The organism is Nonomuraea sp. NPDC049421 (genome assembly GCF_040677005.1).
GTDB classification, from domain to species: Bacteria; Actinomycetota; Actinomycetes; order Streptosporangiales; family Streptosporangiaceae; genus Nonomuraea; species Nonomuraea salmonea.
Genome location: NZ_JBFAQA010000035.1, coordinates 70123 through 93491 on the forward strand (window position 1 = coordinate 70123; position 23369 = coordinate 93491).

Consider the following 23369-nt stretch of genomic DNA (forward strand, 5'->3'; position numbering starts at 1 on the left):
GCAATAGTTCACAGACGGGGCCGGAATTTAGGCGGATGCTCAGAGCCATAGACATTTCGACCCTGGGAGCAGTCCATGTCGTCAAGGCTGGGACCTGTCATCACCCTCACGACGGGCGCGGTGCTCGCCGTGGGGCTGGGTGTCGCCAGCATCACCGCGGCACCGGCGGCGCAGGAGGCCGCCAATACGCGTACGAACACCGCCGCCGAGGCGCCCGCCACCGAAGCGAGCGCACCTGAGGAGAGCGCCGCCCCGGCGTCGCCCTCCCCCACGGCCACCGAGCCGAAGAAGATCGAGAAGGCCGACTACGGCGGCCGGGTCAAGGGCAACGGCGCCCTGATCGCCATCTCCATCAGGAACGGCAAGGCCGTCGGCTACTTCTGCGACGGCCGCACCGAAGCCTGGTTCAAGGGCTCGGGGACGGCCGGCGAGCTGCGGCTCAAGGGCGTCGCCAACGCCCGTTCCACGGTCAAGGCGGAGCTGGGCGGCGGACGGGCCGAGGGCACGGTCACGGTCGCCGGCAGGCGCTGGACCTTCGAGGCGCCCACCGTGGAGAAGCCGTCCGGCCTCTACCGGGCCACCGCCATCGTCAGGGGCGCGCGGTTCCGGGCCGGCTGGATCATGGTCAAGAACCCGGCCGGCGGCTACTACCAGGTCGGCGCCGCGTTCGCGGGCGAGGAGCAGCTCGACGTCCCCGATCTCGACAGCGCGCAGCCGACCGCGCCCATCACGGTCGAGGGCACGACCGTCCACCCCAAGGACGCCGACTCCTTCGTCGAGGAGATGCAATGACCGCCATCCCCCAGCGGCCCTCCCGCGGCCTGGCCTCGTTGCTGGTGCCGCTGCTCGCGGGCGGCCTCGTGGTGCTCGCGCTCGGCGTGTACGGCCGCGCGCACACGCCGACCGGTTTCGCGGTCGGCGTGGCCGGCTTCTCCGGCGCGCTGACGATGAAGGTGTGGCTGACGACGGGCGCGTTCGTGCTCGCGATCGTGCAGGTCGTCTCGGCGCTGTCGATGTGGGGCAGGCTCGGGGTCACCGTCCCGCCCGGCGTGCACCGCTGGTCGGGACGGCTGGCGTTCCTGCTCACGATCCCGGTCGCCTTCCACTGCCTGTACGCGCTCGGCCTGCAGTACGACGTGCCGAGGGTGCTCGCCCACTCGCTGCTCGGCTGCTTCTTCTACGGCCTGTTCACCGCGAAGATGCTGGCCCTGCCCAAGCAGGGCACGCCGGGCTGGACGCTGCCGGTCTTCGGCGGGCTGGCGTTCACGGCGCTGGTCGGGCTCTGGCTGACCTCGTCGTTCTGGTTCTTCACCGCCATCGGCATCAAGGTGTGAACCGTTTCGTCCTGCTCAACCCGGCCGCCCGCCCCTTGGCGGCCACGACGAGCGCCATCTTCCTGCTGGCCTCGTCGATCATCTCGTCGCCCAGCATGACCGCGCCGCGCTTCTCCACGGTGGTGTAGTGCTCGTACGCCTCCAGGATGAGCTCGGCGTGGTCATAGTCCTCCTGCGACGGCGAGAACACCTCGTTGGCCGCGTCGACCTGCGAGGGGTGCAGCACCCACTTGCCGTCGAAGCCCAGCGCCGCGGCGCGCATCGCGACCCTGCGGAAGCCATCGACGTCCTTGATCTGCAGGTAGGGGCCGTCGATGACCTGCAGGTCGTGCATCCTCGCGGCCATCAGCAGCCGCATGAGGATGTAGTGGTAGGCGTCGCCCTCGGCGTAGCCGGGCGGCTGCTCGCCGACGACCAGCGTGCGCATGTTGATGGAGGCCATGAAGTCCGCGGGGCCGAACACCAGTGTCTCCAGCCGCTTGGACGACCCGGCGATGGCGTCGGCGTTGACCAGGCCGCGGGCGTTCTCGATCTGCGCCTCGATGCCGATGCGGCCGACCTCGTACCCCATGGTCTTCTCGATCTGGGTGAGCAGCGTGTCGAGCCAGACGACCTCGGTGGAGTCCTGCACCTTGGGCAGCATGACGCAGTCGATGAACTCCCCCGCCCCCTCCACGACCTCGATCACGTCGCGGTAGGTCCACTGCGTGGTCAGGTCGTTGACCCTGACCACCCGCGTCTTGCCGGACCAGTCGCCCTCGCGCAGGGCCGCGACGATGTTGACCCGCGCCTCCTCCTTGGCGAGCGGGGCGACGGAGTCCTCCAGGTCGAGGAAGACCTCGTCCACGGGCAGGGTCTGGGCCTTCTCCAGGAACCGGGGGTTGCTGCCTGGCACGGCGAGCACCGAACGTCGTGAGCGCATGCGCTCAACCTACTCGCGGCCGCTCGCGGCGGTTACAGTCGTGCGTGTGAGCGAGCAGCCAATGAGCACCGTGCCGGCCGCGGCCGTCGAGGAGGGCGCGAAGAAGTCGGGCATTCTCTGGCTCGCCCTCGACCGTCCGCGCCTGGCCTGGCACGCCTGGCACGACGGCGCCGTCTACCTCGTCTCAGGCGGCGCCGAGCAGCAACTTCCCGGTCTGGAGTCGCTCGACCGGGTGCGGGTGACGCTGCGCAGCAAGGACAACGGGGCGCGCCTCGCCGAGTTCGAGGTGACGGTCGAGGCGGTCGATCAGGCCGCGGCGGACGACGCGGTGGCCGACGCGGTGGCGGTGCTCGCCAAAGAGCGGCTCAACGCCCGCGACACCGAGCACCTGGCCGAGCGCTGGGCCCGCGAGTCCACCGTCTGGCGCCTCACCCCGCAGCTCTGACCCCGTATCACGGGGTGACGGGCACCGGCTCTGGCTCCGGCCCGAGCTCCGGCTTGGTGGCCGCGGTGGCGGTCTGGGCGAGCAGCGCGCCCCCGATCACGATGAGCCCGCCCACGATCTGGAACGCGCCGAGCGTCTCCCCCACCAGCGCCCACGCCACGACGGCGCCGAAGATCACCTCCAGCGACGCCACGGTCGCGCCGACCGCGGCCGACAGCCGCCGCACGGCGTTCACCCCCAGGATGTACGCGACCACGGTGGCGACGACCACCATCCACAGGTACGCCCCCAGCACCGGCAGCGCGAACCCGCCCTCGGGAGATGCGGTGGCCGTGAAGGCGCTCCAGGGGATGTCCCACGGCCGGGCGAACGGGATCAGCACCACGGCCGCCCCCGTCATGCCCCACGCGATGAGGCCCAGGGGGTCGATCTCATCGCTGAAGCTATCGTTCATCAGGAAATATCCGGCGCAGCACGCCCCGGCCAGCAGGCCGAGCAGCAGGCCCAGCGCGTCCAGGCGCAGCCCCTGCCACGCCTCGACGACGATGCCGAGGCCCACGACCGCGACGACGGCGCCCACGTACGCGGCCCTCGCCAGGCGTACCTTGCGGATGACCCGCACCCACGCCACCACCATCACCGGCGCCATGAACTCCAGCAGCAGCGCGATCCCCACCGGCAGCCGGGTGATCGCCACGAAGTAGAGCGCCTGCACGCCGGCGACGGCCATGATCGCGTACAGGCCGACGAAGGGCAGCATCGAGCGCGGGATCCGCAGCGCGCGGGGCCGCAACAAGGCCAGCACGGCCACCAGCAGCAGCCCGGCGCCCGCCATGCGCGTCCACACCGCCTCGATCGGCGCCAGCCCGGCCGCGATGAGGTATTTCGCCATCGGCCCGGAGAACGCGAAACAGCACGAGCTCACGAACGCGAGCGCCAGTCCCGCATACCTCATCGCACACCACCTGCAGCGTAATCACCGTTTAGCAGGTTTGATACTGACACGTACAGCGTCCCGGGCGCAATGGAACCCCGCTGTTAGCCTGGCCACGTGAAGATCTTCGTGGCCCGCCTGCCGGGGACCCCGGTCTTCGACCCGGCGGGCGACCAGATCGGCCGCGTCAGGGACGTCGTGGTCGGACTGCGCATCGGCCGCCGGCCCACCGTCCACGGGTTCGTCGTGGAGGTGCAGCCGCGCCGCCGCGTCTTCCTGCCCGTCACCCGCCTGGTCCGCATCGAGGCCGGCTCCGTCGTCTTCACCGGGCGGCTCAACATGCGCAGGTTCGAGCAGCGCGCCACCGAGACGCTGGTCATCGGCGAGATGCTCGACCTCACCGTGACCGTCGAAGACCAGCCGATGACCGTCTACGACGTCGCCATGGAGGAGATCAAGCCGTCCGTCTGGGAGATCACCAAGGTCGCCGTCTACAGGCGCAGACGGCGCGACCCGCGCATCGTCGACTGGCAGGAGGTGTCCGGGTTCGACACGCTGCAGAAGGACCAGGGCGCGGCCGGGCTGATCGCCGCGTTCGAGTCGCTGCGCGCCGCCGACATGGCCAGCGCCCTGCACGACCTGCCCAGCAAGCGCCGGCTGGAGATCGCCCGCGCGCTCAACGACACGCGCCTCGCCGACGTGCTGGAGGAGCTGCCGCCCGACGACCAGATCGGCATCCTCAGCATCCTGGAGCCCGAGCGGGCCGCCGTCGTCCTGGAGGAGATGGGGCCCGACGACGCCGCCGACCTGCTGCACGACCTGCCCGACCAGCAGGCGGCCCAGCTCCTCGCGCTGATGGAGCCCGAGGAGGCGGCGCCGGTGCGGCGGCTGCTGACGTACCCGGAGACCAGCGCGGGCGGCGTGATGACCAGCGAGCCCGTCATCCTGCCGCCCACCTCCACCGTCGCGGAGGCGCTCGCCCACATCAGGCAGCAGGACCTCACGCCCGCCGTGGCCGCCCAGGTCTACGTCACCAGGCCACCGACCGAGACGCCGACGGGCACCTACCTGGGGGTCGCGCACTTCCAGCGGCTGCTGCGCGAGCCGCCGTCCACGCTGCTCGGCGGCGTGCTCGACCCCTCGATCGACCCGATCAAGCCGGAGTTCACGCTGCGCGAGGTCACCTACTACCTGGCCAACTACAACCTCGTCGCGGCGCCCGTCGTGGACGAGCTGGGCCACCTGGTCGGGGCCGTGACCGTGGACGACGTGCTCGACCACATGCTGCCCGAGGACTGGCGGGAGAGGGACGACGAGGATGACGACTGACCGGCTCGACCAGCCGCGGGCGCTGCGCCGTACGCTGCGGCCCCACTACGACCCCGAGGCGTTCGGGCGGCTGTCCGAGCGCATCGCCCGCTTTCTCGGCACCGCCCGGTTCATCGTCTACATGACGGTGTTCGTGTCGGTCTGGGTGCTGTGGAACGTGTTCGCGCCGCCGCACCTGAAGTTCGACCCGTACCCGTTCATCTTCCTCACGCTGATGCTCTCGCTGCAGGCGAGCTACGCCGCGCCGCTCATCCTGCTCGCCCAGAACCGCCAGGACGACCGCGACCGCATCCAGTACGAGCAGGACCGCGAGACCGCCGACCGCAACCAGGCCGAGATCGAATACCTGACGCGCGAGATCGCCGGGCTGCGCCTCGCCATCAACGACGTGGCCACCCGCGACTACCTGCGCGCCGAGATGGGCCGGCTGCTCGACGAGCTGAAGGACGCCGCCGCCGCGGGTCCCGGGGCCCCGCAGGACGGCCGTTCGTCGCGCACGGGGCACGCGGAGTAACCTTGAGACGCTGTTGCACAGACATCTAACAGTGCGGATTAACCCGGCGAGGCCGCTGGTTCATACCATGGAGGGGCATCCTCACCGGCGTCCCAGCGCCTGTCACACATAGACCGACTAAGGAGGGACGGCACTCCCTCGTGCCGAGACTTCGATGGCACCTACCCAGGAACTCGTGACGGCCGCGCTGTCCACCGTCATCGACCCCGAGATCCGTCGCCCGATCACGGACCTCGACATGGTCAAGAACATCGAGATCGCTCCCGACGGCTCGGTGCGCGTAGGCGTCTACCTCACGGTGGCCGGCTGCCCGATGAAGGACACCATCAGCCGCGACGTCACCGCCGCCGTCGCCAAGGTCGACGGCGTGACCGGCGTGCAGATCGAGCTCGACGTGATGAGCGCCGAGCAGCGCAAGACCCTGCAGACCAAGCTCAGGGGCGACCGCGGGCCCGAGAAGGAGATCCCGTTCAACCAGCCGGGCTCGCTCACCCGCGTCTTCGCGGTGGCCAGCGGCAAGGGCGGGGTCGGCAAGTCCTCGGTCACGGTCAACCTCGCCGCCGCCATGGCCTCCAACGGGCTCAAGGTCGGCATCGTCGACGCCGACATCTACGGCCACAGCATCCCGCGCATGCTGGGCGCCGCCGAGCGGCCCACCAAGGTCGAAGACATGATCATGCCGCCGGTGGCCCACGACATCAAGGTCATCTCGGTCGGCATGTTCAAGCCGCCGGGCAACACGCCGGTCGTCTGGCGCGGCCCCATGCTCGACCGGGCGCTGCACCAGTTCCTCGCCGACGTCTACTGGGGCGACCTCGACGTCCTCCTGCTCGACCTGCCGCCCGGCACCGGCGACATCGCCATCTCGGTCGCCCAGCGGCTGCCGGGCGCCGAGATCCTCGTCGTCACCACGCCCCAGATGGCCGCCGCCGAGGTCGCCGAGCGGGCCGGCTCCATCGCGGCGCAGACCCACCAGCAGATCGCCGGCGTCATCGAGAACATGGCGTGGCTGCCCTGCCCCCACTGCGACGAGCGCATCGCCGTCTTCGGCGAGGGCGGCGGCCAGACCGTCGCCGACGCGCTCACCCGCACGCTCGGCGCGCGCGTGCCGCTGCTCGGTCAGGTGCCCATCGACATGCGGCTGCGCGAGGGCGGCGACGAGGGCAAGCCGCTCGTGCTCACCGACCCCGACTCGCCGGCCGCGGCCGAGCTGCGCACGATCGCCGACGGGCTGAGCAAGCGCTCCTCCAGCCTCAAGGGCATGCAGCTGGGCCTCGCCCCGCGCCGCTGACCCCGCACCTACATCGGGCCCGCTCCCAGGTTGCTCTGGGCGGGCCCGATGCGCGTCTGTGGGGGTCTGTCAGGTCGCTTCCGAATCGTACGGGGGGATCTCGCCGAAGCCCAGCTCATCGACCGGCTCCGGCGTGTACGTGGCCGCCGCCGGCTCCAGCTCCTTCGGCTTGTCCTGGTTGTTCCAGTCGTCCTCGAGGTCGTCGAGGAGATGCTTGCGGACGAAGTTGCGCGGGTTGAGGTCGGCCGGGTCGAAGTTCTGGAACTCCGGGCCCAGGCCGGCGCGCAGGTCGTCACGCGCGCTGTTGGCCATCCGGCGCAGGTTGCGCAGGGTCTTGCCCGCCTGCGCGGCGGCCTGCGGCAGTTTTTCGGGACCGAAGACGAGCAGCGCGATCACGATCAGCGCTCCGATCTCCATCCACCCGAGTCCGAACACCGTGAGCTCCTACCGCAGTCCAACCTCTCCGAGGACAACCCCGGCCTATCCACAGACTAAGGGCTCCCAGCCGTGCCCGAGTCGCCCCCCCCCAGCCACAAATCCCCCAGCCCGCGGAAAGATCACCACACCCAGCACGAACACCCACGCGCCGAGATCGCCATCAGCGAATGTGGGCAGGGCCGCGCGTGACGCCCGGATGGGACGGCGAGACCGACGCCGCTCTTCACCCCTGAAGGCCCTCACCCCTGATCACCCCCAAAAAGCGGAACGGGGTGCTGAGGGCGTCGGTCGCGGTTGTCCTCCGCCCGACGCCCTTGCTCCGTCAGCGCGCTGTCAGGAGGGTGTGGGGGCGGGTTCGTCGTCCGCCACGACGGTCAGGGTCGCGGTGCGGTCCTGACCGTCGCGCTGGTACTTGACCTTGATCTTGGAGCCGGGCTCCTTGCTGCGGATCAGGGCGATGAGCTCGTTGCCGTCCTGGAGGGTGAGGCCGTCGATCTCCAGGATCACGTCGCCGGCCTTGAGACCGGCCTTGTCGGCGGGGCCGCCCGGGGTGACCGGCTGCTGGCCGGCCGCCGGTTCGGTGGCGATCTTGACACCCTGGCCCCTGAAGTCCTTCTCCAGGACGATGCCGATCTTCGGACGCTTGGCCTTGCCGGTGGTGATCAGCTCTTCCGCCACCCGCCGCGTCTGGTTGACCGGGATCGCGAAGCCCAGCCCGATGCTGCCGCTCTGGCTGGTCATCGACCGGCCCAGAGTGGCGATCGCGGAGTTGACCCCGACGACCTCGCCCTTGCCGTTCACCAGCGGACCGCCGGAGTTGCCCGGGTTGATGGCGGCGTCGGTCTGGATGGCGCTGATGTACGCCGGCTCCTCGCTGCTGGTGCCGGTGTCGTCACCGGCGATGACCGGCCGGTTGAGCGAGCTGACGATGCCGGTCGTGACCGTGCCGGTCAGGCCGAGCGGCGAGCCGATCGCGATGACGGGGTCGCCGACGACGACCTGGTCGGAGTTGCCGAGCGTGATCTCCGGCGTCCCGAACGTCTCCTCAGGCTTGACCACCGCCAGGTCGGAGCCCGGGTCGCGGCCGACGATACGGGCCGTGGTGGTCTTGCGGTTGTTGAACATGATCCGGATCTCGCCGCCCTGCGCGGCCAGCGAGACGACGTGGTTGTTGGTGACCACGTAGCCGTTCTTGATGAGGAAGCCGGAGCCCGAGGCGCCCTCGGTGTTGCTGCCGTTGCCGACCTCCAGCGAGACCACGCTGGGCAGCACCCGGGCGGCCACCCCTGCGACGGAGTCGGGCGCGCGGTTGGTCGCGCCGGTGGGCAGCGGGCCGAGGCTGTAGGAGGGGTCGTTGGCGCTGCTGCTGGGCCGGGTGAGCAGGTAGGTGCCGACGCTGCCGAGCAGGGACGCCACCAGCGCGATGACCAAAGCCATGGCGATCAGGAACCCGGTGCGCGGGCGGCCCGCGGCGCTCCCGTCCTTGCCGCCGGGCGGTGGCGGCGCCCAGCCGGGGCCCATGCCCATGGCCTGACGCGGAGGCGGCGGCTGGGGCGGCCCGCCGTAGGAGTCGCCGTACGCACCGCCGCGCGGCCGCCCGTAACCCGGGCCTTCGCCGGACGACCCGAACGGCGGCCCCTCGTACGAGCGGGCGCCCCCGTCGGGCGAGCCGAAGAACGGGCTGTCATAGGCCCGCGTGTCCCCGCTGGGCGGTCCGAAGGACGGCCCGGAGGAGGGCCCACCGGAACCGGGCGGCCCGAAGGAGGGGCCGGAGGAGTCGGGTGGCCCGAAGGAGGGGCCGCTGGAAGGGCCGGAGGAGTTGGGTGGGCCGAAGGAGGGGCCGCTGGAGGGCCCGGAAGAGTCCGGTGGGCCGAAGGAGGGGCCGCTGGAGGGCCCGGAAGAGTCCGGTGGGCCGAAGGACGGGCCTTCGTGGGAGCGGGTCTCCGCGTCGGGCCGTCCGTAGACGGGGCCGTCGTAGGAGCGGGAGTCGGCGTCAGGGCGGCCGTAGGCAGGGCCTTCGTGGGAACGGTCCGGGGGGCCGAACGACGGCGCGCCGTACTGCGGCCCCGTGCCCTGCGGCCCTGCTCCGCCGTACGGCGGCGAGCCGGAGCCCCCGGGGCGGCCCGACGGGTCGCCCCACGACGAGCCGAAGGATGCGGGCGGCTCCGACCGCTGCTCGGACCGGTCGTCCGCGGGCAGGAAGTCAGGCCGCCCCGGTGGCTCGGGGGAGTCCGACGGTGTGCGTCCTTCTGCGGACCGCGTCTCGTCGGTCATCTAAGTCTCACCACTCCTTGGCTCGGCCACCGCAAATCCGGGCTCTTGCGGCATACGAGTGATCTAAAGCTTTTGTCAGGACTTGCCTGTGACAATTCCCGAACCCAGATCGTATGCCCGCTCCGCCGCCGACTACGCCAACCGATTGCCCCCGGCATTGCCGAGGTCAGGGTGTGGCGGTAGCGGGGGCGTTCGTAGGCGTAGTACGGGCCTGCTGCTGGAACAGTTCAACAGGCGGAGCCGGGTTGTTCTGCCCGACTCCGCTCACGGCGAAGAAGGTGCCGAGCGCCACGGCCGCCGAGACCACGCCGACCGCGACATAGGTGTTGCGCCGCCTACTGCCACGGCCAGGCCCCGCAGCCCCGCCACCGGCGTCGCGGCGCGGCCGGTTGTCGAGCGGGGCGATGGTGTGCGGCCCCGGAATGGGCACTCCCCCGAACGTACGCGTGGGGAAAGGGCGCTCCCTCGGCGGCAACGGCCCGCCCGGCTCCGCCATGCGGAGCAGGGACATCGTCAGGTCGGCCGGCATCGCCGGCGTCTCGAGCGAGCGCAGGCGGGACTTGAGCGCCCGCACCGACTCGACCTCGCGACGACAGTCAGCACAGAAAGTCAGATGAGCCAGCGCACGCTCGCGCTCGGTGTGGCTGAGCTCTCCGTCGACGAGCGCGGATGCGCGTTCTCCCAGATGAGCCATGTCAGATTTCCTCCCCACGGATCACGGTCGGGGGGAGTTGAGAATTACGGGGGGCTCGATGGTCGAGAGCCTCCCGCAACTGCGCCCGGCCACGGTGAATACGGCTTCGGACCGTACCCAGCTTGACGCCGAGCGTGGCCGCGATCTCCTCGTAGGACAGGCCCTCGATGTCACACAGCACGATCGCGGCCCGGAACTCGGGGGCGAGCGCGTCGAGGGCGGCTTGGATGTCGGGCTCCAGGTGGGCGTCGTCGAACGCCTGTGCCGGGGACGGCTCACGACCGCGCAGCCGCTCGGCGGCGTCGTCGGCCAGCCCCTCGAACCTGATGCGCTGCTTGCGCCGCGCCATGTCGAGGAACAGGTTGGTCGTGATCCGGTGCAGCCACCCCTCGAACGTGCCGGGGGTGTAACTCGACAGCGACCTGAAGACCCTGACGAAGACCTCCTGCGTGAGGTCTTCTGCGTCATGGACATTGCCGGTCAGCCGGTACGCCAGCCGATACACGCGTGCGGAGTGAGTCCGCACCACTTCCTCCCAGCTGGGAGGCGTCCAGTCGGACGACACCGGAGCATCGGTCTGGTGGTCGCTCTCGTCCACCAGAACTCCTCTCTCTGGGACCACCGCTACCGCCATAGTGCCTGGTTTCGTCCCTTCGTGCGCACTGCCTGCCTTCCGGACCGGCAAAGCCCGTTTAAACCTGCAACGCCTCGGGACCCTCCTGAGTTCCCGTCCCGGCGTGTCTCCCCTAGGCTGCGATCGGTGCCAATCACGCGTATACCTCGCGACCAATCGCACGAAAGTGGGGGGAGGAGGCCGATGACCACTCCGGTGGAGGCCACTCTGGCCTATGCGGAGCAGTTCCATCATGAGGATGAGATCCTGCACGCGGCGCGGCAGCGCGGGCTGGAGATGGGTGCCACACCCATCCTTCCCGGCGGCGGTGCCGCCCTGTGCTTTCTCACGACCGTCGTCAACGCCAAGTCGGTGGTGGAGATCGGCACGGGTTGCGGCGTGTCGGGATTGTGGCTGCTGCGCGGCATGCGTACGGACGGCACTTTGACGAGCGTCGACGTGGAGCCCGAGCATCAGCGGCTGGCCCGGCAGGCGTTCACGGAGGCCGGGTTCTCCGGCAGCAGGGTGCGGCTCATCTCGGGCCGTGCGCTCGACGTGCTGCCGCGGTTGTCGGACGGCGGCTATGACATGGTGTTCGCCGACGGCGCCAAGCAGGAATACGCCGACTATCTCGCCGAGGCGGTCCGGTTGTTGCGCGTGGGCGGCATCGTGGCGTTCGACAACATGTTGTGGCACCACCGCGTGGCCGACCCGACGCAGCGCGACACCGACACGGTGGCGCTGCGCGAGGTCGGCAAGCTGGTGCAGTCGGACGAGCGGCTGCGCTCTGTGCTCATGCCGCTCGGCGACGGCCTGCTGGCCGCGGTGAAGATCTCCGGCTGACCCACCGGCCCCACGCGGGGGCCGGTGGGCGAAGCGGTCAGCCCTTGGTGAGCCACTCCACCAGGAGGCGGACGCCGAAGCCCGTGGCGCCCTTGGTGAGCGTGCCCTCGTCGACCGTGCTGCGCCCGACGCCGGCGACGTCGAGGTGCGCCCACGGCCGCTTGCCCGCGAACTCCCGCAGGAACAGCGCCGCCGTGATCGACCCGCCGCCGTAGGTGGAGCCGGACTCGACGTTGGCGAGGTCGGCGATCGGCGACCTGAGCGCGGGCGCGTAGTCCTCGACCAGCGGCATCCGCCACAGCTTGTCGTCGGCCGCCTGGCCCGCGGAGACGAGCCGCTCGGCCAGCGTGTCGTCGGAGGAGTAGACGGCGCCGTAGTGGCGGCCGAGCGCGACCGTGATGGCCCCGGTGAGCGTGGCGATGTCGATCACCTCGTCGGGGTCGAGCACGGCGTCGGCGTAGGCGAGCGCGTCGGCCAGCACGAGCCGGCCTTCGGCGTCGGTGTTGAGCACCTCGACCGTACGGCCGCCGTAGTGCTTGATCACGTCGCTGGGCCGCTGGGCGGTGCCGGACGGCATGTTCTCGGCGGCGGCGACCAGACCCGTGACGCGTACGGGGGCCTTGAGCTCGGCCAGCGCCTTGAGCACGGCGATAACGACCGCGCCGCCCGCCATGTCGGTCTTCTGGGTCTTCATGTTGTCGGTCGGCTTGAGCGACAGCCCGCCCGAGTCGAACGTGATGCCCTTGCCCACCAGCACGACGTGCCGCTCGACCGGCTCGTCGGGGGTGTAGGTGAGCTTGATGAGCCGGGGCGGGCTGGCCGAGCCCTGCCCGACGGCGAGGATGCCGCCGAACCCGTCGGCCTTCAGCCGCTCCTCGTCCCAGACCTCGACCGGCACGCCGCTCTCCTGGGCCTGCTCAGCAAGCCAGGCGGGGTTCTTCACCGAGGACGGCGTGTTGGCGAGGTCGCGGGCGAACGCGACGGCCCGCGCGACGGTCTCGGCGCGCCGCACCTGGCCCTCGTCGGCCCCGGCGAACACCAGCGTGCCGACCGCCTTCTTGCCGGCCTTGCCGATCCTGAACGTGTAGGCCGCCAGCAGCGCCGCCTCGGCGAACGGCGTCAGATCACCCGCGGGCGGCACCACGGTCAGCGTGTCCCTGCCCTTGGCCTTCCTGGTCAGCGCGGCGGCGGCGGTGCGCAGGGCGCGCGGTGAGCCGTCGCCGACGCCGTACAGCAGGACCCGGCCCACGCCGCCGGACCGAGCCACCGGCACCTCGACGATCTCGCCCGCCTCGCCCTTGGCGTCGTAGTGGGCGAGCAGGCCGGCGGCCGGCAGCGGCAGCTCGACCGAGGGGCTGAGGTCGGAGTCATAGGGGACGGCCAGCAACTCGGCGTCGTCGGGAACCTCGGTGACCACCGACGTAGTGGTCTCAATGGGCACGAACTACTCCTCAAACGTCAGCGACCCTGGCGTCGTGGGTACGCCAGGGTCGTGGAACAAAGTGATCTCCGGGGAGCGCTCAGCCGACGACGTTCTTCAACGCCTCGCCGAGCGCCTTGGCCTCGTCGGCGGAGATCTCCACGACGAGCCGGCCGCCACCCTCCAGGGGGACCCGCATGACAATGCCGCGCCCTTCCTTGGTGACCTCGAGCGGACCATCGCCGGTCCGCGGCTTCATCGCCGCCATGCGTGCATCCCTTCCTGCCTTGGGCTCCCGCGGCCCGCGATTTCCGACCTCCCGAGGGGGTGGTCGGCGCATTCACGTCTTCTGTGATGTCCTATTCTCCCGCATCGAGAGCGCTCATGGGTAACGATCTCCTCCCAGAATGCGTTGTCGAGGCAGGCGATGACGTCCAAACTGGACTTCGTGCACGCTCGCGCCGCTCTGTTCGACGTCTACGGTGACCACCTGCGTTCACGCGGCGGACAGGCGTCCGTCGCCGCTCTCGTGCGTCTCATGAAACCCCTGGAAATAGCCGCTCCCGCCGTACGTACGGCGGTTTCGAGAATGGTGCGACAGGGCTGGCTCCAGCCGGTGCGGCTGCCGCAGGGCGCGGGCTACGGGCTGACGCCGAAGTGCGTCAGGCGACTGGACGAGGCGGCGCTGAGAATTTACCGAGCCGGAACGCTGACCTGGCACGGCCGCTGGCACCTGATCGTCTTCGAACCGGTCAAGGAACGGCAGCGCAGGGAGCGGCTGAAGGCGGACCTGACGTTCCTCGGCTACGCCTCGCTCTCGGAGACGACGTGGATCGGTCCGCGCTCCTCGATCGAGCTGGACAACCTGCTGGAGGGCGAAGGGGTGCGGGCCGACAGGTTCGACGCGGCGCTGGAGGGCGACCCGCGCGAGCTGGTGGCCAGGGCATGGGATCTGGACGCCATCGGCGAGGCGTACGAGCACTGGCTGGCCGAGGCTGCCACGCTGATCAGCACGCTGCCGGAGAAGGCGCCGCCCGACCGGGTGTTCGCGACGCGGAGCCGGCTGGTGCACGGGTGGCGCAACTTCCTGTTCCGCGATCCCGGCCTGCCGCCCGAGCTGCTGCCCGCGGGCTGGCCGGGCGAGAAGGCGCGGGCCTTCTTCGAGCAGGAGGCCGCCAGGCTGCTGCCCGCAGCCGCCGCGTTCGTCGACAGGGAGTTGTTGTGATCCGCTATGACGTGGCCGACGCCGTCGCCACCATCATGCTCGACCGGCCCGAGGCGATGAACTCGCTGACCGCCGAGACCAAGCAGGCGCTGCACGACGCGCTACGCAAGGCCGCGCACGACCGCGGGGTGCGCGCGGTGCTGCTGACCGGCTCCGGCCGGGCCTTCTGCGCGGGCCAGGACCTGCGCGAGCACGCCGACAACCTGGAGGCGGGCCGCGGGCTGGCCAACACCGTGCGGGCGCACTACAACCCGATCGTCGAGCTGATCAGCACGATGCCCAAGCCGGTGGTGGCCGCCGTCAACGGGGTGGCGGCGGGTGCGGGCGCGTCGCTGGCGTTCGCGTGCGACCTGCGGGTGGCGTCGGAGCGGGCGAAGTTCGCGCTGGCGTTCGCGGGGATCGGGCTCGCGCCCGACTCGGGCGCGTCGTGGACGTTGCAGCGCCTGGTGGGTCAGGGGCGCGCGGCCGAGCTGATGCTGCTGGGCGAGCCGCTCGACGCGGCCCGCGCCCTGGAGCTCGGCCTGGTGACCCGCGTCGTGCCGGCGGAGGACGTCATGAAGACCGCCACGGAACTGGCCGTACGCCTCGCGCAGGGCCCCACGCTGGCCTACGGCGCCACCAAGCGGGCGCTGGCCTACGCCGCCACCCACGCGCTGGCCGACTCGCTGGCCATGGAGGCCGACCTCCAGGACCAGTGCGTCGCCACCCAGGACCACCTCAACGCCACCCGCGCCTTCCTCGCCAAGGAGCAGCCGACGTTCAACGCGGAGTGACCTCCCCTGGGGGAAGCCGGACCTCATGCACGCGCCCGACTTCGACGCTCTCCGCGCGAGCGCCCTGGAGCTGCTGACCGGCGGCGAGCTGGACGCCGGTGATCCGGTCCACGCCCGGTGGACGAGGGCGACGGCTTCTACCGCGACGGGTCGTTCGTCCAGCACGGCTGCGTGGCCTACACGGGCTCCTACGGCCTCTCAATGCTCATCGCGGTCTCGGAGACCATCGCGCTCCTGCACGGCTCTCCCTGGGCGATCACGGACCCGGGACGGCGGGTCGTGCTGGGCGCGGTGGAGCGGTCTTTCGCGCCGTTCGTCCACGACGGGCGGCTGATGGACACCGTACGCGGGCGCGCGGGCACCAGGCAGGCGTTCTCCGACGAGGTGGCGGGGCACGCGGCGACCGGGGCGGTGCTGCTGCCGGCCGAGTGCGCGCGGGAGCCGTACAGGAGCCGGTTCCGCGCGCTCGCCAAGGGCTGCCGGCGCGACATCGACACGGGCGACGACACCGCGGGCGCCTTCGAGCCCGTCACGCGCCGCTACGTCCGCATCTGGCTGGACCACGGCACCGACCACGAGGACGCCTCCTACGCCTACGTCCTGCTGCCGAACGCCGCACGCTCCGCGCCGAAGCGCCCGTCCGCACGGGTGCTCGCCAACACTGGTGAGCTGCAGGCGGTGCGGCCCGGCGTGCGGCCGGTGATCAGGGTGGCGCTCGGCGGGCCGCTCGGGCGCGGTCACGCGGCGGGGCTCACCACGTACGCGCGACGCAGTCCTCGAGATGATCGTTGACCAGCCCGATCGCCTGCATGAGCGCGTAGGCGGTGGTCGGGCCGACGAACTTGAAGCCGTGCTTCTTGAGCTCCTTGGCCAGCGCCTTCGAACCCGGCGTGACGGCCGGCACGTCGGCCATCGTGCGCGGCGCCGGCGCGTCGGGGTCGGCGTGCCGCCACACCAGCTCCGACAGGCCGTCGGGCAGGTCGAGCGCGGCCCTGGCGTTGGCGACGGCCGCCTCGATCTTGGCGCGGTTGCGGATGATGCCGGCGTCGCCGAGCAGCCGCTCGACGTCCTCCTCCGTGTACGCCGCCACCTTCGCGATGGAGAAGCCGTCGAACGCGGCGCGGAAGTTCTCCCGCTTGCGCAGGATCGTCAGCCACGACAACCCCGACTGGAACGCCTCGAGCGAGACCCGCTCGAAGACCGCGTCGTCGCCCTTGAGCGGGCGGCCCCACTCCTTGTCGTGGTAGGCGAGGTACATCGGGTCGGACATGCCCGCCCAGGTGCAGCGGATCGGCTCTGTCACTTGCGCTGCTCATCCTCCTGGCCGTTGAGCGAGGCCCGCACGGAGGGGTCCTCCTGCTCCCCGGCGTCCTTCTCGTCGGCCTTCTCTGCTTCTTCTGCCTGCTCTTCGCCGGCCTTGTCCTCGGGGTCCTCGGGGTCCTCGGGGTCCTTGGGCTCCTTCTCGGCCTCGGGCAGCCGCCACTCCGGGTTCTCTGGCGGGCCGGTCAGGCCGGCCTCGCCGTCCCAGGACACCGAGGCACCGCTGGAGGTCACCGGGTCGCCCGACTCCGACAGCTCGCGGGACTCGGCGGGAGCCTCGGGCTCGTGCTCGGTGCGCGGGCCTGAACCGGGCGCGGCGTAGACCTCCTGCCGCGCGTACAGCCGGTTGGACAGCAGCTCGGAGACCCGCTGCTCCAGCACGGCGATGCGGGTGTCACGCGCGCTGATCGCCGTCGCGGCGCGGCGCAGCGTCTCATCGACGCTCTGCGTGTGATAGCCGACCAGGTTGACCGGCAGATGGAGCGCCATGAAGTCGACCGCCGAGAGCTGCCCCGCCTCAGGGAGGTCGAGCGGCGGCACATCGGGCGGGAACTCGGTCAGCTCACCGCCCTTGCCCAGGGAGACCAGGACCACGCAGACCAGGATCGCGATGGCGGCGATGGCGAGTATGACCAGCACATTGGCATCGTACTCATAGCATCGGGGCACGAGGTCCCGCACATGCCGCGACCGGTGCGTCTCCGGGCGGCGGGAACGCCGGTCAGCCGGACGCCTCGCCCAGCTCGGCGACGCTCGGCCTGACCGGTTGCGTACGGGCCTCCAGGTGGGCGAACGCCTCCTCGACCGTCGAGGTCCAGGAGATGGCGTCGAAGACGTCGGGACGGGTGAAGCCCTCGTCGTACATGCGCTCGACGAGCGTCTTCAAAGGGTCGTACAGGCCGAAGGGGTCGAGCAGCACCAGCGGGCGGTCGTGGATGCCGAGCACCCGCGCGCTCCAGATCTCGAACAGCTCCTCCAGCGTGCCGATGCCGCCGGGCAGCACCAGGAACGCGTCGGAGCGGTCGTCCATGACGCCCTTGCGCTCGCGCATGCCGTCGGTCACCACCAGCTCGTCCGACTCCTCGTCGGCCACCTCCATGTCGACCAGGACCTGCGGGATCACGCCGATCGTCCGGCCGCCCGCGGCGCGGGCGGCCGAGGTGACGGCGCCCATGCAGGACACCGAGCCACCACCGCTCACCAGCGTGTGACCCCGCCGGGCCAGCTCGGTGCCCACCTGGGCGGCCAGGTCGATGTATTTGGCGTCGATGGTCAGGCTGGAGGCGCAGTAGACGCAGATGTTCACGCTGAAAGAGCCTATTGCGGCTCCGCCGTCTGGACCGATGCCGCCTCGATCTCCTCCTGGCGCTGCCGGGAGCGGGCGTGGTCGGACTCGACGATGATGCGGACCGCCTCGTCGGGATCGTCGGTGACGGTGATCAGGTCGAGGTCCTGGGCGGCGATCTTGCCGGTGCCCAGCAGCGTGCCCTTGATCCAGTCGATCAGCCCGCCCCAATATTCGCTGCCGAGCAGCACGACGGGGAAGGAGGTGACCTTGTGGGTCTGCACCAGCGTGAGCGCCTCGAACAGCTCGTCGAGCGTGCCGAAGCCGCCGGGCAGCGTGATGAAGCCGCAGGAGTATTTGACGAACATCGTCTTGCGGACGAAGAAGTAGCGGAACTCGATGCCGAGATCGACGTAGTCGTTCATGCGCTGCTCGAAGGGCAGCTCGATGCCGAGCCCCACGGACACCGCGCCGTCGACCTCGCTCGCGCCCCGGTTGGCCGACTCCATGACGCCGGGCCCGCCGCCGGTGATCACCGCGTAGCCGGCCTCGGCCAGCTTGCGGCCGAGCGTGCGGCCCAGCGCGTATTCGGGCGAGTCGGGGGCGGTGCGGGCCGAGCCGAAGACCGTGACGGCCGGGGGCAGCTCGGCGAGCTGGCCGAAGCCCTCCACGAACTCCGCCTGGATGCGCAGGACCCGCCACGGGTCCATGTGCACCCAGTCGGACGGCCCCTGGCGGGCGAGCAGCCGCTGGTCGTGGGTGGAGCTGGGGACGAGGCTGCCACGGACGAAGGCCTGGCCCTGTCGGCGTTCTCGACGGATCTTTTCCATGCGGATCACGCTAGCCCTTCTCGCGGGGTGGCCGGTTCCAGGAACCGCGTCACCGCCCCCTGGAGGTCTCCAGCCTGCATGCCGCAGGCGTAACCGCAGGTGGCGGGGGTGAGAAACCGTTCTGAAAAAACTTGGAAGAAGCAGGGAACCAGATTTCGGCTCCCCCGCGTCTAATCGGCGAGGGTGCTGCTCGGGACTGAAAGTGGTCTTCCCCGCCAAATGGCCGGCGAGGAAGGCCACTTTCATGTGTGGGCCCCTTCTAGGCGGACAGCCAGTCGAGCATCGCCCGCTCGCTCTCGACGATCTTCTGCAGCGACACGTACTCGCCCTGCTGGTGTGCCAGGTTCGGGTCACCAGGGCCGTAGTTGACGGCCGGGACGCCGAGCGCGGAGAAGCGGGCCACGTCGGTCCAGCCCAGCTTGGCGCGCGGGGTGCCGCCGACCGCCGCCGTGAAGGCCGCCGCCACCGGGTGCGTGAGCCCGGGACGGGCCGCCGGCGCCGCGTCCGTCAGGCTCACCGCGAAACCGTCGAAGACCTCGCGTACGTGCTGCTCCGCCTCCTCGATCGACAGGTCGGGCGCGAAGCGGTAGTTGACGCTCACCACGCACAGGTCGGGGATGACGTTGCCGGCCACGCCGCCGCGCACGCCCACCGCGTTGAGCCCCTCGTGGTATTCGAGCCCGTCGACCACCGGCCGGCGCGGCTCGTACGCGTTGAGCCTGGCCAGCACCGGCTCGATGCCGTGGATGGCGTTGACCCCGAACCACGAGCGCGCGCTGTGCGCCCGCTTGCCCGTCACCGTGACGTCGGCGCGCAGCGTGCCCTGGCAGCCGCCCTCGATGACGCCGTCGGTGGGCTCCATCAGCACCGCGAAGTCGGCCGCCAGCCAGTCGGCGTGCTCGCGCGCGACCCTGGTCAGGCCGTTGCGCTCGGCCTCGATCTCCTCGCAGTCGTAGAAGACGTAGGTGACGTCGCGGCCGGGCGCGGGCAGGGCGGCGGCCAGCTTGAGCGCGACGGCCACGCCCGCCTTCATGTCGGTGGTGCCGCAGCCGTAGAGCAGGTCGCCCTCCACCCGGCTCGGCAGGTTGCCGGCGACGGGGACGGTGTCGAGGTGGCCCGCGATCAGCACCCGCTCGGAGCGGCCCTGCTCGGTGCGGGCCACGACGGTCTCGCCCGACCGGGTCACCTTGAGGTGCGGCAGCGCGGCCAGTGCCCGCTCGACCTCGTCGGCCAGCGCCTTCTCGCCGCCGCTGACGGACTCGATGTCCACGATCGCGGCGGTCAGCTCGCGTACGTCCTGGGTCAGGTCAAGCATCAGGTGTTCACCCCGTGTTCGCGCAGCACCTCGTTGAGCGCCGCCTTGTCGTGCCTGCTCCCCGGCTCGAGGCGCTTGAGCACCAGCACGCACGGCAGGCCGAACGTGCCGCCGGGGAACTCCTTCTGCCGCGTGCCGCCCACCGCCACGCACCACGGCGGGATCGCGCCGCGGGCCAGCTCCTCGCCGGTCTCGACGTCGATGACCGGGATCGACGCGGAGAGGATCGTTCCCGCGCCGACGACCGCGCCCTCGCCCACCCTGGCGCCCTCGACGATCATCGCCCTGCTGCCGATGAGCGCGCCGTCCTCGACGACCACGGGCACCGCGTTCGGCGGCTCCAGCACGCCGCCGATGCCGACGCCGCCCGACAGGTGGACGTTCCTGCCGATCTGGGCGCACGAGCCGACCGTGGCCCACGTGTCGACCATGGTGCCGGCGTCGACGTACGCGCCGATGTTCGTGAACGACGGCATCAGCACCACGCCCGGCGCGAGGTAGGAGCCCCATCGGGCGATCGCGCCCGGCACCACCCGCACGCCCTCCAGCGAGCTCTTGAGCGGATGCCGGTCATGGTGGTGGAAGTCGCCCACCTGCGAGCGCGTCATGCCGAGCACCTTGAAGCTGAGCAGGATCGCGCGTTTGGCCCGCTCGTCCACCACGACCTCGTCGTCCACCACCCGCGCGACCCTGGCCTCGCCCTTGTCGAGCAGGTCGACCGCGCTCACCACGAGATGCCGGGCCTCGGCGTCGGCGGGTGTCAGCTCCGCCCTGCGCTCCCACAGCTCGTCCACCACGGCGGGCAGCGGTGACGACGTACGCACGTTGCTCATGGCCTGGGAGCTTATCCGGCCGGGTAGGTTTCTCAGCGTGCGCCCGCGCTTCTCCCGTGCTGTCATCACCATCGCGATCATCGTCGTCGTGCTGGCCGTCGGCGTGTCCCTCGGCCTCTACCACCTGCTGAAGCGCACGCCGCGGCTGGCGGTGCAGGAGGATCCGTTCTGCGTGGTCAAGACGCCTGAGGGGGTGCTGACCCTCGATCCCGAGCAGGCGCAGATCTCCGCGACGATCGCGGCCGTGGCGGCGCGGCGCAGGCTGCCCGAGCGGGCGGTGGTCATCGCGTACGCGACCGCGCTGCAGGAGTCGAAGCTGCTCAACCTCACCTACGGCGACCGCGACTCGCTGGGGGTGTTCCAGCAGCGCCCTTCGATGGGCTGGGGCACGAAGAAGCAGCTGATGGACCCGGTCTACGCCACGAACAAGTTCTTCGCCGAGCTGGTCAAGGTGAAGAACTACCGGAAGATCCCGCTGGCCGACGCGGCGCAGGCGGTGCAGCGGTCGGCGGGCGGCTACGCGTACGCGCCGCACGAGGGCGACGCGAAGATCCTCGCCGCCGCCTTCACCGGCCGGGTGCCGCAGGCCGTGCACTGCTGGTATCCGGCGAAGAAGACCCCGGCGCCGAAGCCCCGCACCGACGCCGCGCGCAAGCAGCTCGCCAAGGCGCTCGGCAGCACCGCGATCACCACGAAGCGGCGCGGCTGGCTGATGGCGGCCTGGTCGGTGGCGCACGCCGAGAAGTACGCGCTCACCAAGGTCGGCTACAACGGCGCCACCTGGCTCAACGACATCGAGACCGACGGCTGGCAGCAGGGCGGCGCGGCGGGCGCCCGCCGCGTGGAGCTGGCGTGAGCGGTCATGAGGCGCGGCGGACGATCGAGATCGAGCCGGGCGGCAGCGGCTGGGCGTAGGCGGCGGTCCACGAGCGGCCCTGGATGCGCTCGAACGACAGCAGCCGGCCGTCGGAGGCGCGGTAGTCGGCGAAGTCGAGCAGCCCGCGATCGGGGTTGCCGGTGTCGCCCTCGCTCCTGAACGCGGCCGTGCCCCGCTCGATGGGGAAGAACTCCACGCCCTCCATGATCAGCATGCTCTTGGCCGGCACCATGCCCTGGGTCGGCACATCGTTCCAGAGCTGCACCTCAAGATGGGGCGGGTTGCCCGGGCGCACCTCGACCGAGAGCCACTGCAGCCGCCGCGAACCGTCGCGCAGCAGGAACTCCACCCACTGCTGGCCCTGACAGGAGACGTGCATGGCGCCGAGCACGCGCGCGGGTGACCCGTGCACCTCGATCCGGTCGCCGACCTGGATCGTGCGAGGGTCGGTGTAGTCGGTGCCGGCACGGCCAGGGGCGCTGACCGGCGCCGCCAGCGGGGCCTCGACGGAGGCGACCTCGGCCGGTGTGGCGCTGGAGCGGCCCCTCCTGTCTTGCCGCAAGGTGGCCCAGAAGGCACCCAGCAGCAGCAGGACGGTGGCGATGCTCAGCCCGAGAACGACCATGGAGGTCACGCTCATCGATCAGCTCGCTCCACTCGCGGTCTGCCTCGGCATAAGCCCTTATCAATTTATGTGCGCGAACCCGGCTCCGCCGGGGCTTTGCCGGGTGATCCTACTGGAGGCGGCGCACCGCCGCACCGATCCGCTCATCGGTCGCCGTGAGCGCCACACGGATGTGCCGCCCACCTGCCGATCCGTAGAATTCGCCGGGAGCGACCAAAATCCCGATTTCGGAAAGCTTGCCGACCTGATCCCAGGCGCTCTGGCCGTTGGTGGCCCAGAAGTACAGCCCGGCCGTCGAGTGGTCGATGCTCCAGCCGGCCTTCTCCAGCGCGGGCCGCAGCAGCGCCCGGCGCCCGGCGTAGCGCTCGCGCTGCAGGTCGGCGTGCTGATCGTCGCCGAGCGCGACGGTCATCGCGGCCTGTACGGGCTGCGGCATCAGCATGCCGGCGTGCTTGCGGATCTCCAGCAGCCGCTTGACCAGGGCGGGGTCACCGGTCACGAACCCGGCGCGGTAGCCAGCCAGGTTGGAGCGCTTGGAGAGCGAGTGGACGGCGAGCAGCCCCTCGTGGGAGCCGCCGCAGACGTCGGGGTGCAGGATCGAGACCGGCCGCTCCTCCCAGCCCAGCTCGATGTAGCACTCGTCGGAGGCCACGATCGCGCCGCGCTCGCGGGCCCAGGCGACGACCTTGCGCAGGTGCTCGGCGGGCAGCACCCGGCCCGTGGGGTTGCCCGGCGAGTTGACCCAGATGAGGTCGACCCGCTCGGGGCCGAGCGCGAGCGTGCTGTCGGAGGCGGTGCCCGCGGCTCCCGCGAGCCTGGCGCCCACGTCGTAGGTGGGGTAGGCCAGCTCGGGGAAGACCACCTTGCGCGCGCCCAGGTAGGTGGGCAGCCAGGCGACGAACTCCTTGGAGCCGATCAGCGGCAGCACGTCGCGCTGGTCGACGGTGACGCCGTGGCGGCGCGCCAGCCACCCGGCCGCGGCCTCGCGCAGCGCCTTGGTGCCGTGGGTGAGCGGATAGCCGGGGCTGTCGGCGGCCCCGGTCAGCGCGTCCTGGACGAGCTGCGGCACGGGATCGACGGGGGTGCCGACCGACAGGTCGACGATGCCGTCGGGGTGTGCCAGCGCGCGCTCCTTGTAGGGCTCCAGCCGGTCCCAGGGGAAGTCAGGCAGGTTGTTCACGGTTCTCCAGGGTGTTGCGGGCTGTCGCTGGAGCGCACGCGTACGGAGCGCATCC

General features: G+C 71.0%; 27 protein-coding genes. 11 read left to right on the forward strand and 16 right to left on the reverse strand.

Annotated features, from left to right (window positions below; genetic code table 11):
- Window positions 1–75: 75 nt before the first annotated feature.
- The gene (locus AB0K18_RS41855) at window positions 76–792 is read left to right on the forward strand and encodes a hypothetical protein (RefSeq protein WP_364926346.1); all 717 of its coding nucleotides are present in this window, start codon (window positions 76–78) and stop codon (window positions 790–792) included.
- Window positions 789–1334: a DUF6529 family protein gene (locus AB0K18_RS41860; RefSeq protein WP_364926347.1), complete on the forward strand. Its 546-nt coding sequence runs from the start codon at window positions 789–791 to the stop codon at window positions 1332–1334. The genes AB0K18_RS41855 and AB0K18_RS41860 overlap by 4 nt, the downstream gene beginning before the upstream one ends.
- On the opposite strand, the gene AB0K18_RS41865 is transcribed toward AB0K18_RS41860, so the two are convergent.
- Entirely contained in the window at window positions 1324–2256 is a 933-nt protein-coding gene (locus tag AB0K18_RS41865; protein WP_364926349.1) for a CoA ester lyase, read from the reverse strand. The genes AB0K18_RS41860 and AB0K18_RS41865 overlap by 11 nt on opposite strands.
- A gap of 46 nt (window positions 2257–2302) precedes the next feature.
- Here AB0K18_RS41865 and AB0K18_RS41870 point away from each other — a divergent pair, with 46 nt between their 5' ends.
- Complete coding sequence (locus AB0K18_RS41870) at window positions 2303–2701, forward strand: hypothetical protein (protein ID WP_364926351.1); 399 nt, start codon at window positions 2303–2305, stop codon at window positions 2699–2701.
- Window positions 2702–2708: 7 nt separating this feature from the next.
- Here AB0K18_RS41870 and AB0K18_RS41875 read toward each other — a convergent pair whose 3' ends face one another.
- On the reverse strand, window positions 2709–3656 hold the full coding sequence (locus tag AB0K18_RS41875) for an EamA family transporter (protein ID WP_364926353.1): 948 nt from the start codon (window positions 3654–3656) through the stop codon (window positions 2709–2711).
- A gap of 96 nt (window positions 3657–3752) precedes the next feature.
- On the opposite strand from AB0K18_RS41875, the gene AB0K18_RS41880 reads away from it, so the two are divergent.
- From AB0K18_RS41880 to AB0K18_RS41890, 3 genes are all read left to right on the forward strand, one after another.
- On the forward strand, window positions 3753–4964 hold the full coding sequence (locus tag AB0K18_RS41880) for a CBS domain-containing protein (RefSeq protein ID WP_364926354.1): 1212 nt from the start codon (window positions 3753–3755) through the stop codon (window positions 4962–4964).
- Window positions 4954–5478, forward strand: a complete 525-nt coding sequence (locus AB0K18_RS41885) for a DUF1003 domain-containing protein (protein ID WP_364926356.1) — start codon at window positions 4954–4956, stop codon at window positions 5476–5478. Before AB0K18_RS41880 ends, AB0K18_RS41885 begins: the two co-directional genes overlap by 11 nt.
- A gap of 154 nt (window positions 5479–5632) precedes the next feature.
- Window positions 5633–6769, forward strand: a complete 1137-nt coding sequence (locus tag AB0K18_RS41890; RefSeq protein WP_364371348.1) for a P-loop NTPase — start codon at window positions 5633–5635, stop codon at window positions 6767–6769.
- A 69-nt stretch (window positions 6770–6838) separates the two neighbouring features.
- Here AB0K18_RS41890 and AB0K18_RS41895 read toward each other — a convergent pair whose 3' ends face one another.
- The 4 genes from AB0K18_RS41895 to sigE form a co-directional block, all read right to left on the reverse strand.
- A complete protein-coding gene (locus tag AB0K18_RS41895) occupies window positions 6839–7204 on the reverse strand; it encodes a sec-independent translocase (RefSeq protein ID WP_364926357.1) in 366 nt (121 codons plus the stop codon).
- A 336-nt stretch (window positions 7205–7540) separates the two neighbouring features.
- Window positions 7541–9481: a trypsin-like peptidase domain-containing protein gene (locus AB0K18_RS41900; RefSeq protein WP_364926359.1), complete on the reverse strand. Its 1941-nt coding sequence runs from the start codon at window positions 9479–9481 to the stop codon at window positions 7541–7543.
- 166 nt (window positions 9482–9647) lie between these two features.
- A complete protein-coding gene (locus tag AB0K18_RS41905) occupies window positions 9648–10175 on the reverse strand; it encodes a zf-HC2 domain-containing protein (protein WP_364926361.1) in 528 nt (175 codons plus the stop codon).
- Window position 10176: 1 nt separating this feature from the next.
- The gene (gene sigE / locus AB0K18_RS41910) at window positions 10177–10809 is read right to left on the reverse strand and encodes an RNA polymerase sigma factor SigE (protein WP_355424401.1); all 633 of its coding nucleotides are present in this window, start codon (window positions 10807–10809) and stop codon (window positions 10177–10179) included.
- Between the two features lie 183 nt (window positions 10810–10992).
- Here sigE and AB0K18_RS41915 point away from each other — a divergent pair, with 183 nt between their 5' ends.
- A complete protein-coding gene (locus AB0K18_RS41915) occupies window positions 10993–11631 on the forward strand; it encodes an O-methyltransferase (protein WP_345389856.1) in 639 nt (212 codons plus the stop codon).
- Window positions 11632–11668: 37 nt separating this feature from the next.
- Here the strand turns inward: AB0K18_RS41915 and AB0K18_RS41920 are convergent, their stop codons facing one another.
- Both AB0K18_RS41920 and AB0K18_RS41925 read right to left on the reverse strand, forming a co-directional pair.
- Window positions 11669–13072: a leucyl aminopeptidase gene (locus AB0K18_RS41920; RefSeq protein WP_364926364.1), complete on the reverse strand. Its 1404-nt coding sequence runs from the start codon at window positions 13070–13072 to the stop codon at window positions 11669–11671.
- A 79-nt stretch (window positions 13073–13151) separates the two neighbouring features.
- Window positions 13152–13319 (reverse strand): DUF3117 domain-containing protein, encoded by a 168-nt coding sequence (locus AB0K18_RS41925; RefSeq protein ID WP_020545024.1) that lies wholly within the window; start codon window positions 13317–13319, stop codon window positions 13152–13154.
- A 159-nt stretch (window positions 13320–13478) separates the two neighbouring features.
- On the opposite strand from AB0K18_RS41925, the gene AB0K18_RS41930 reads away from it, so the two are divergent.
- The 3 genes from AB0K18_RS41930 (at window position 13479) to AB0K18_RS41940 (ending at window position 15841) form a co-directional block, all read left to right on the forward strand.
- On the forward strand, window positions 13479–14276 hold the full coding sequence (locus AB0K18_RS41930; protein WP_364926365.1) for a PaaX family transcriptional regulator C-terminal domain-containing protein: 798 nt from the start codon (window positions 13479–13481) through the stop codon (window positions 14274–14276).
- The gene (locus AB0K18_RS41935; protein WP_364926367.1) at window positions 14273–15049 is read left to right on the forward strand and encodes an enoyl-CoA hydratase-related protein; all 777 of its coding nucleotides are present in this window, start codon (window positions 14273–14275) and stop codon (window positions 15047–15049) included. Before AB0K18_RS41930 ends, AB0K18_RS41935 begins: the two co-directional genes overlap by 4 nt.
- Window positions 15050–15166: 117 nt before the next feature.
- Window positions 15167–15841: a polysaccharide lyase family 8 super-sandwich domain-containing protein gene (locus AB0K18_RS41940; protein ID WP_364926369.1), complete on the forward strand. Its 675-nt coding sequence runs from the start codon at window positions 15167–15169 to the stop codon at window positions 15839–15841.
- Here the strand turns inward: AB0K18_RS41940 and AB0K18_RS41945 are convergent.
- The 6 genes from AB0K18_RS41945 to AB0K18_RS41970 all read right to left on the reverse strand — a co-directional run bounded on the left by AB0K18_RS41945 (window position 15801) and on the right by AB0K18_RS41970 (window position 20632).
- Entirely contained in the window at window positions 15801–16319 is a 519-nt protein-coding gene (locus AB0K18_RS41945; protein WP_364926415.1) for a DNA-3-methyladenine glycosylase I, read from the reverse strand. The two genes, AB0K18_RS41940 and AB0K18_RS41945, sit on opposite strands and share 41 nt — an antisense overlap.
- A gap of 29 nt (window positions 16320–16348) precedes the next feature.
- The gene (locus tag AB0K18_RS41950) at window positions 16349–17008 is read right to left on the reverse strand and encodes a hypothetical protein (protein ID WP_364926371.1); all 660 of its coding nucleotides are present in this window, start codon (window positions 17006–17008) and stop codon (window positions 16349–16351) included.
- A gap of 82 nt (window positions 17009–17090) precedes the next feature.
- Window positions 17091–17675 (reverse strand): TIGR00730 family Rossman fold protein, encoded by a 585-nt coding sequence (locus AB0K18_RS41955; protein ID WP_364926373.1) that lies wholly within the window; start codon window positions 17673–17675, stop codon window positions 17091–17093.
- A gap of 11 nt (window positions 17676–17686) precedes the next feature.
- Entirely contained in the window at window positions 17687–18484 is a 798-nt protein-coding gene (locus tag AB0K18_RS41960) for a TIGR00730 family Rossman fold protein (protein ID WP_364926375.1), read from the reverse strand.
- Window positions 18485–18743: 259 nt separating this feature from the next.
- A complete protein-coding gene (gene dapE / locus AB0K18_RS41965) occupies window positions 18744–19799 on the reverse strand; it encodes a succinyl-diaminopimelate desuccinylase (protein ID WP_364926377.1) in 1056 nt (351 codons plus the stop codon).
- The gene (locus tag AB0K18_RS41970; RefSeq protein ID WP_364926379.1) at window positions 19799–20632 is read right to left on the reverse strand and encodes a 2,3,4,5-tetrahydropyridine-2,6-dicarboxylate N-succinyltransferase; all 834 of its coding nucleotides are present in this window, start codon (window positions 20630–20632) and stop codon (window positions 19799–19801) included. The genes dapE and AB0K18_RS41970 overlap by 1 nt, the downstream gene beginning before the upstream one ends.
- Before the next feature lie 37 nt (window positions 20633–20669).
- On the opposite strand from AB0K18_RS41970, the gene AB0K18_RS41975 reads away from it, so the two are divergent.
- Entirely contained in the window at window positions 20670–21488 is an 819-nt protein-coding gene (locus AB0K18_RS41975; protein WP_364926381.1) for a hypothetical protein, read from the forward strand.
- Between the two features lie 4 nt (window positions 21489–21492).
- Here the strand turns inward: AB0K18_RS41975 and AB0K18_RS41980 are convergent, their stop codons facing one another.
- Window positions 21493–22149 (reverse strand): DUF4178 domain-containing protein, encoded by a 657-nt coding sequence (locus AB0K18_RS41980; protein ID WP_364926383.1) that lies wholly within the window; start codon window positions 22147–22149, stop codon window positions 21493–21495.
- Between the two features lie 94 nt (window positions 22150–22243).
- Window positions 22244–23314: a succinyldiaminopimelate transaminase gene (gene dapC, locus AB0K18_RS41985; protein WP_364926385.1), complete on the reverse strand. Its 1071-nt coding sequence runs from the start codon at window positions 23312–23314 to the stop codon at window positions 22244–22246.
- Between the last annotated feature and the right edge of the window lie 55 nt (window positions 23315–23369).

What these genes read in the sequence shown, in the direction of transcription:
- AB0K18_RS41885 (WP_364926356.1), top strand. Translation starts at nt 4,954, where the DNA reads ATGACGACTGACCGGCTCGACCAGCCGCGGGCGCTGCGCCGTACGCTG.
- AB0K18_RS41860 (WP_364926347.1), top strand. Translation starts at nt 789, where the DNA reads ATGACCGCCATCCCCCAGCGGCCCTCCCGCGGCCTGGCCTCGTTGCTG.
- AB0K18_RS41925 (WP_020545024.1), bottom strand. Translation starts at nt 13,319, where the DNA reads ATGGCGGCGATGAAGCCGCGGACCGGCGATGGTCCGCTCGAGGTCACC.
- AB0K18_RS41865 (WP_364926349.1), bottom strand. Translation starts at nt 2,256, where the DNA reads ATGCGCTCACGACGTTCGGTGCTCGCCGTGCCAGGCAGCAACCCCCGG.
- AB0K18_RS41855 (WP_364926346.1), top strand. Translation starts at nt 76, where the DNA reads ATGTCGTCAAGGCTGGGACCTGTCATCACCCTCACGACGGGCGCGGTG.
- AB0K18_RS41915 (WP_345389856.1), top strand. Translation starts at nt 10,993, where the DNA reads ATGACCACTCCGGTGGAGGCCACTCTGGCCTATGCGGAGCAGTTCCAT.
- dapE (WP_364926377.1), bottom strand. Translation starts at nt 19,799, where the DNA reads ATGCTTGACCTGACCCAGGACGTACGCGAGCTGACCGCCGCGATCGTG.
- AB0K18_RS41945 (WP_364926415.1), bottom strand. Translation starts at nt 16,319, where the DNA reads ATGTCCGACCCGATGTACCTCGCCTACCACGACAAGGAGTGGGGCCGC.
- AB0K18_RS41980 (WP_364926383.1), bottom strand. Translation starts at nt 22,149, where the DNA reads ATGAGCGTGACCTCCATGGTCGTTCTCGGGCTGAGCATCGCCACCGTC.
- sigE (WP_355424401.1), bottom strand. Translation starts at nt 10,809, where the DNA reads ATGGCGGTAGCGGTGGTCCCAGAGAGAGGAGTTCTGGTGGACGAGAGC.
- AB0K18_RS41890 (WP_364371348.1), top strand. Translation starts at nt 5,633, where the DNA reads ATGGCACCTACCCAGGAACTCGTGACGGCCGCGCTGTCCACCGTCATC.
- AB0K18_RS41970 (WP_364926379.1), bottom strand. Translation starts at nt 20,632, where the DNA reads ATGAGCAACGTGCGTACGTCGTCACCGCTGCCCGCCGTGGTGGACGAG.
- AB0K18_RS41960 (WP_364926375.1), bottom strand. Translation starts at nt 18,484, where the DNA reads ATGGAAAAGATCCGTCGAGAACGCCGACAGGGCCAGGCCTTCGTCCGT.
- AB0K18_RS41900 (WP_364926359.1), bottom strand. Translation starts at nt 9,481, where the DNA reads ATGACCGACGAGACGCGGTCCGCAGAAGGACGCACACCGTCGGACTCC.
- AB0K18_RS41875 (WP_364926353.1), bottom strand. Translation starts at nt 3,656, where the DNA reads ATGAGGTATGCGGGACTGGCGCTCGCGTTCGTGAGCTCGTGCTGTTTC.
- AB0K18_RS41930 (WP_364926365.1), top strand. Translation starts at nt 13,479, where the DNA reads ATGACGTCCAAACTGGACTTCGTGCACGCTCGCGCCGCTCTGTTCGAC.
- AB0K18_RS41905 (WP_364926361.1), bottom strand. Translation starts at nt 10,175, where the DNA reads ATGGCTCATCTGGGAGAACGCGCATCCGCGCTCGTCGACGGAGAGCTC.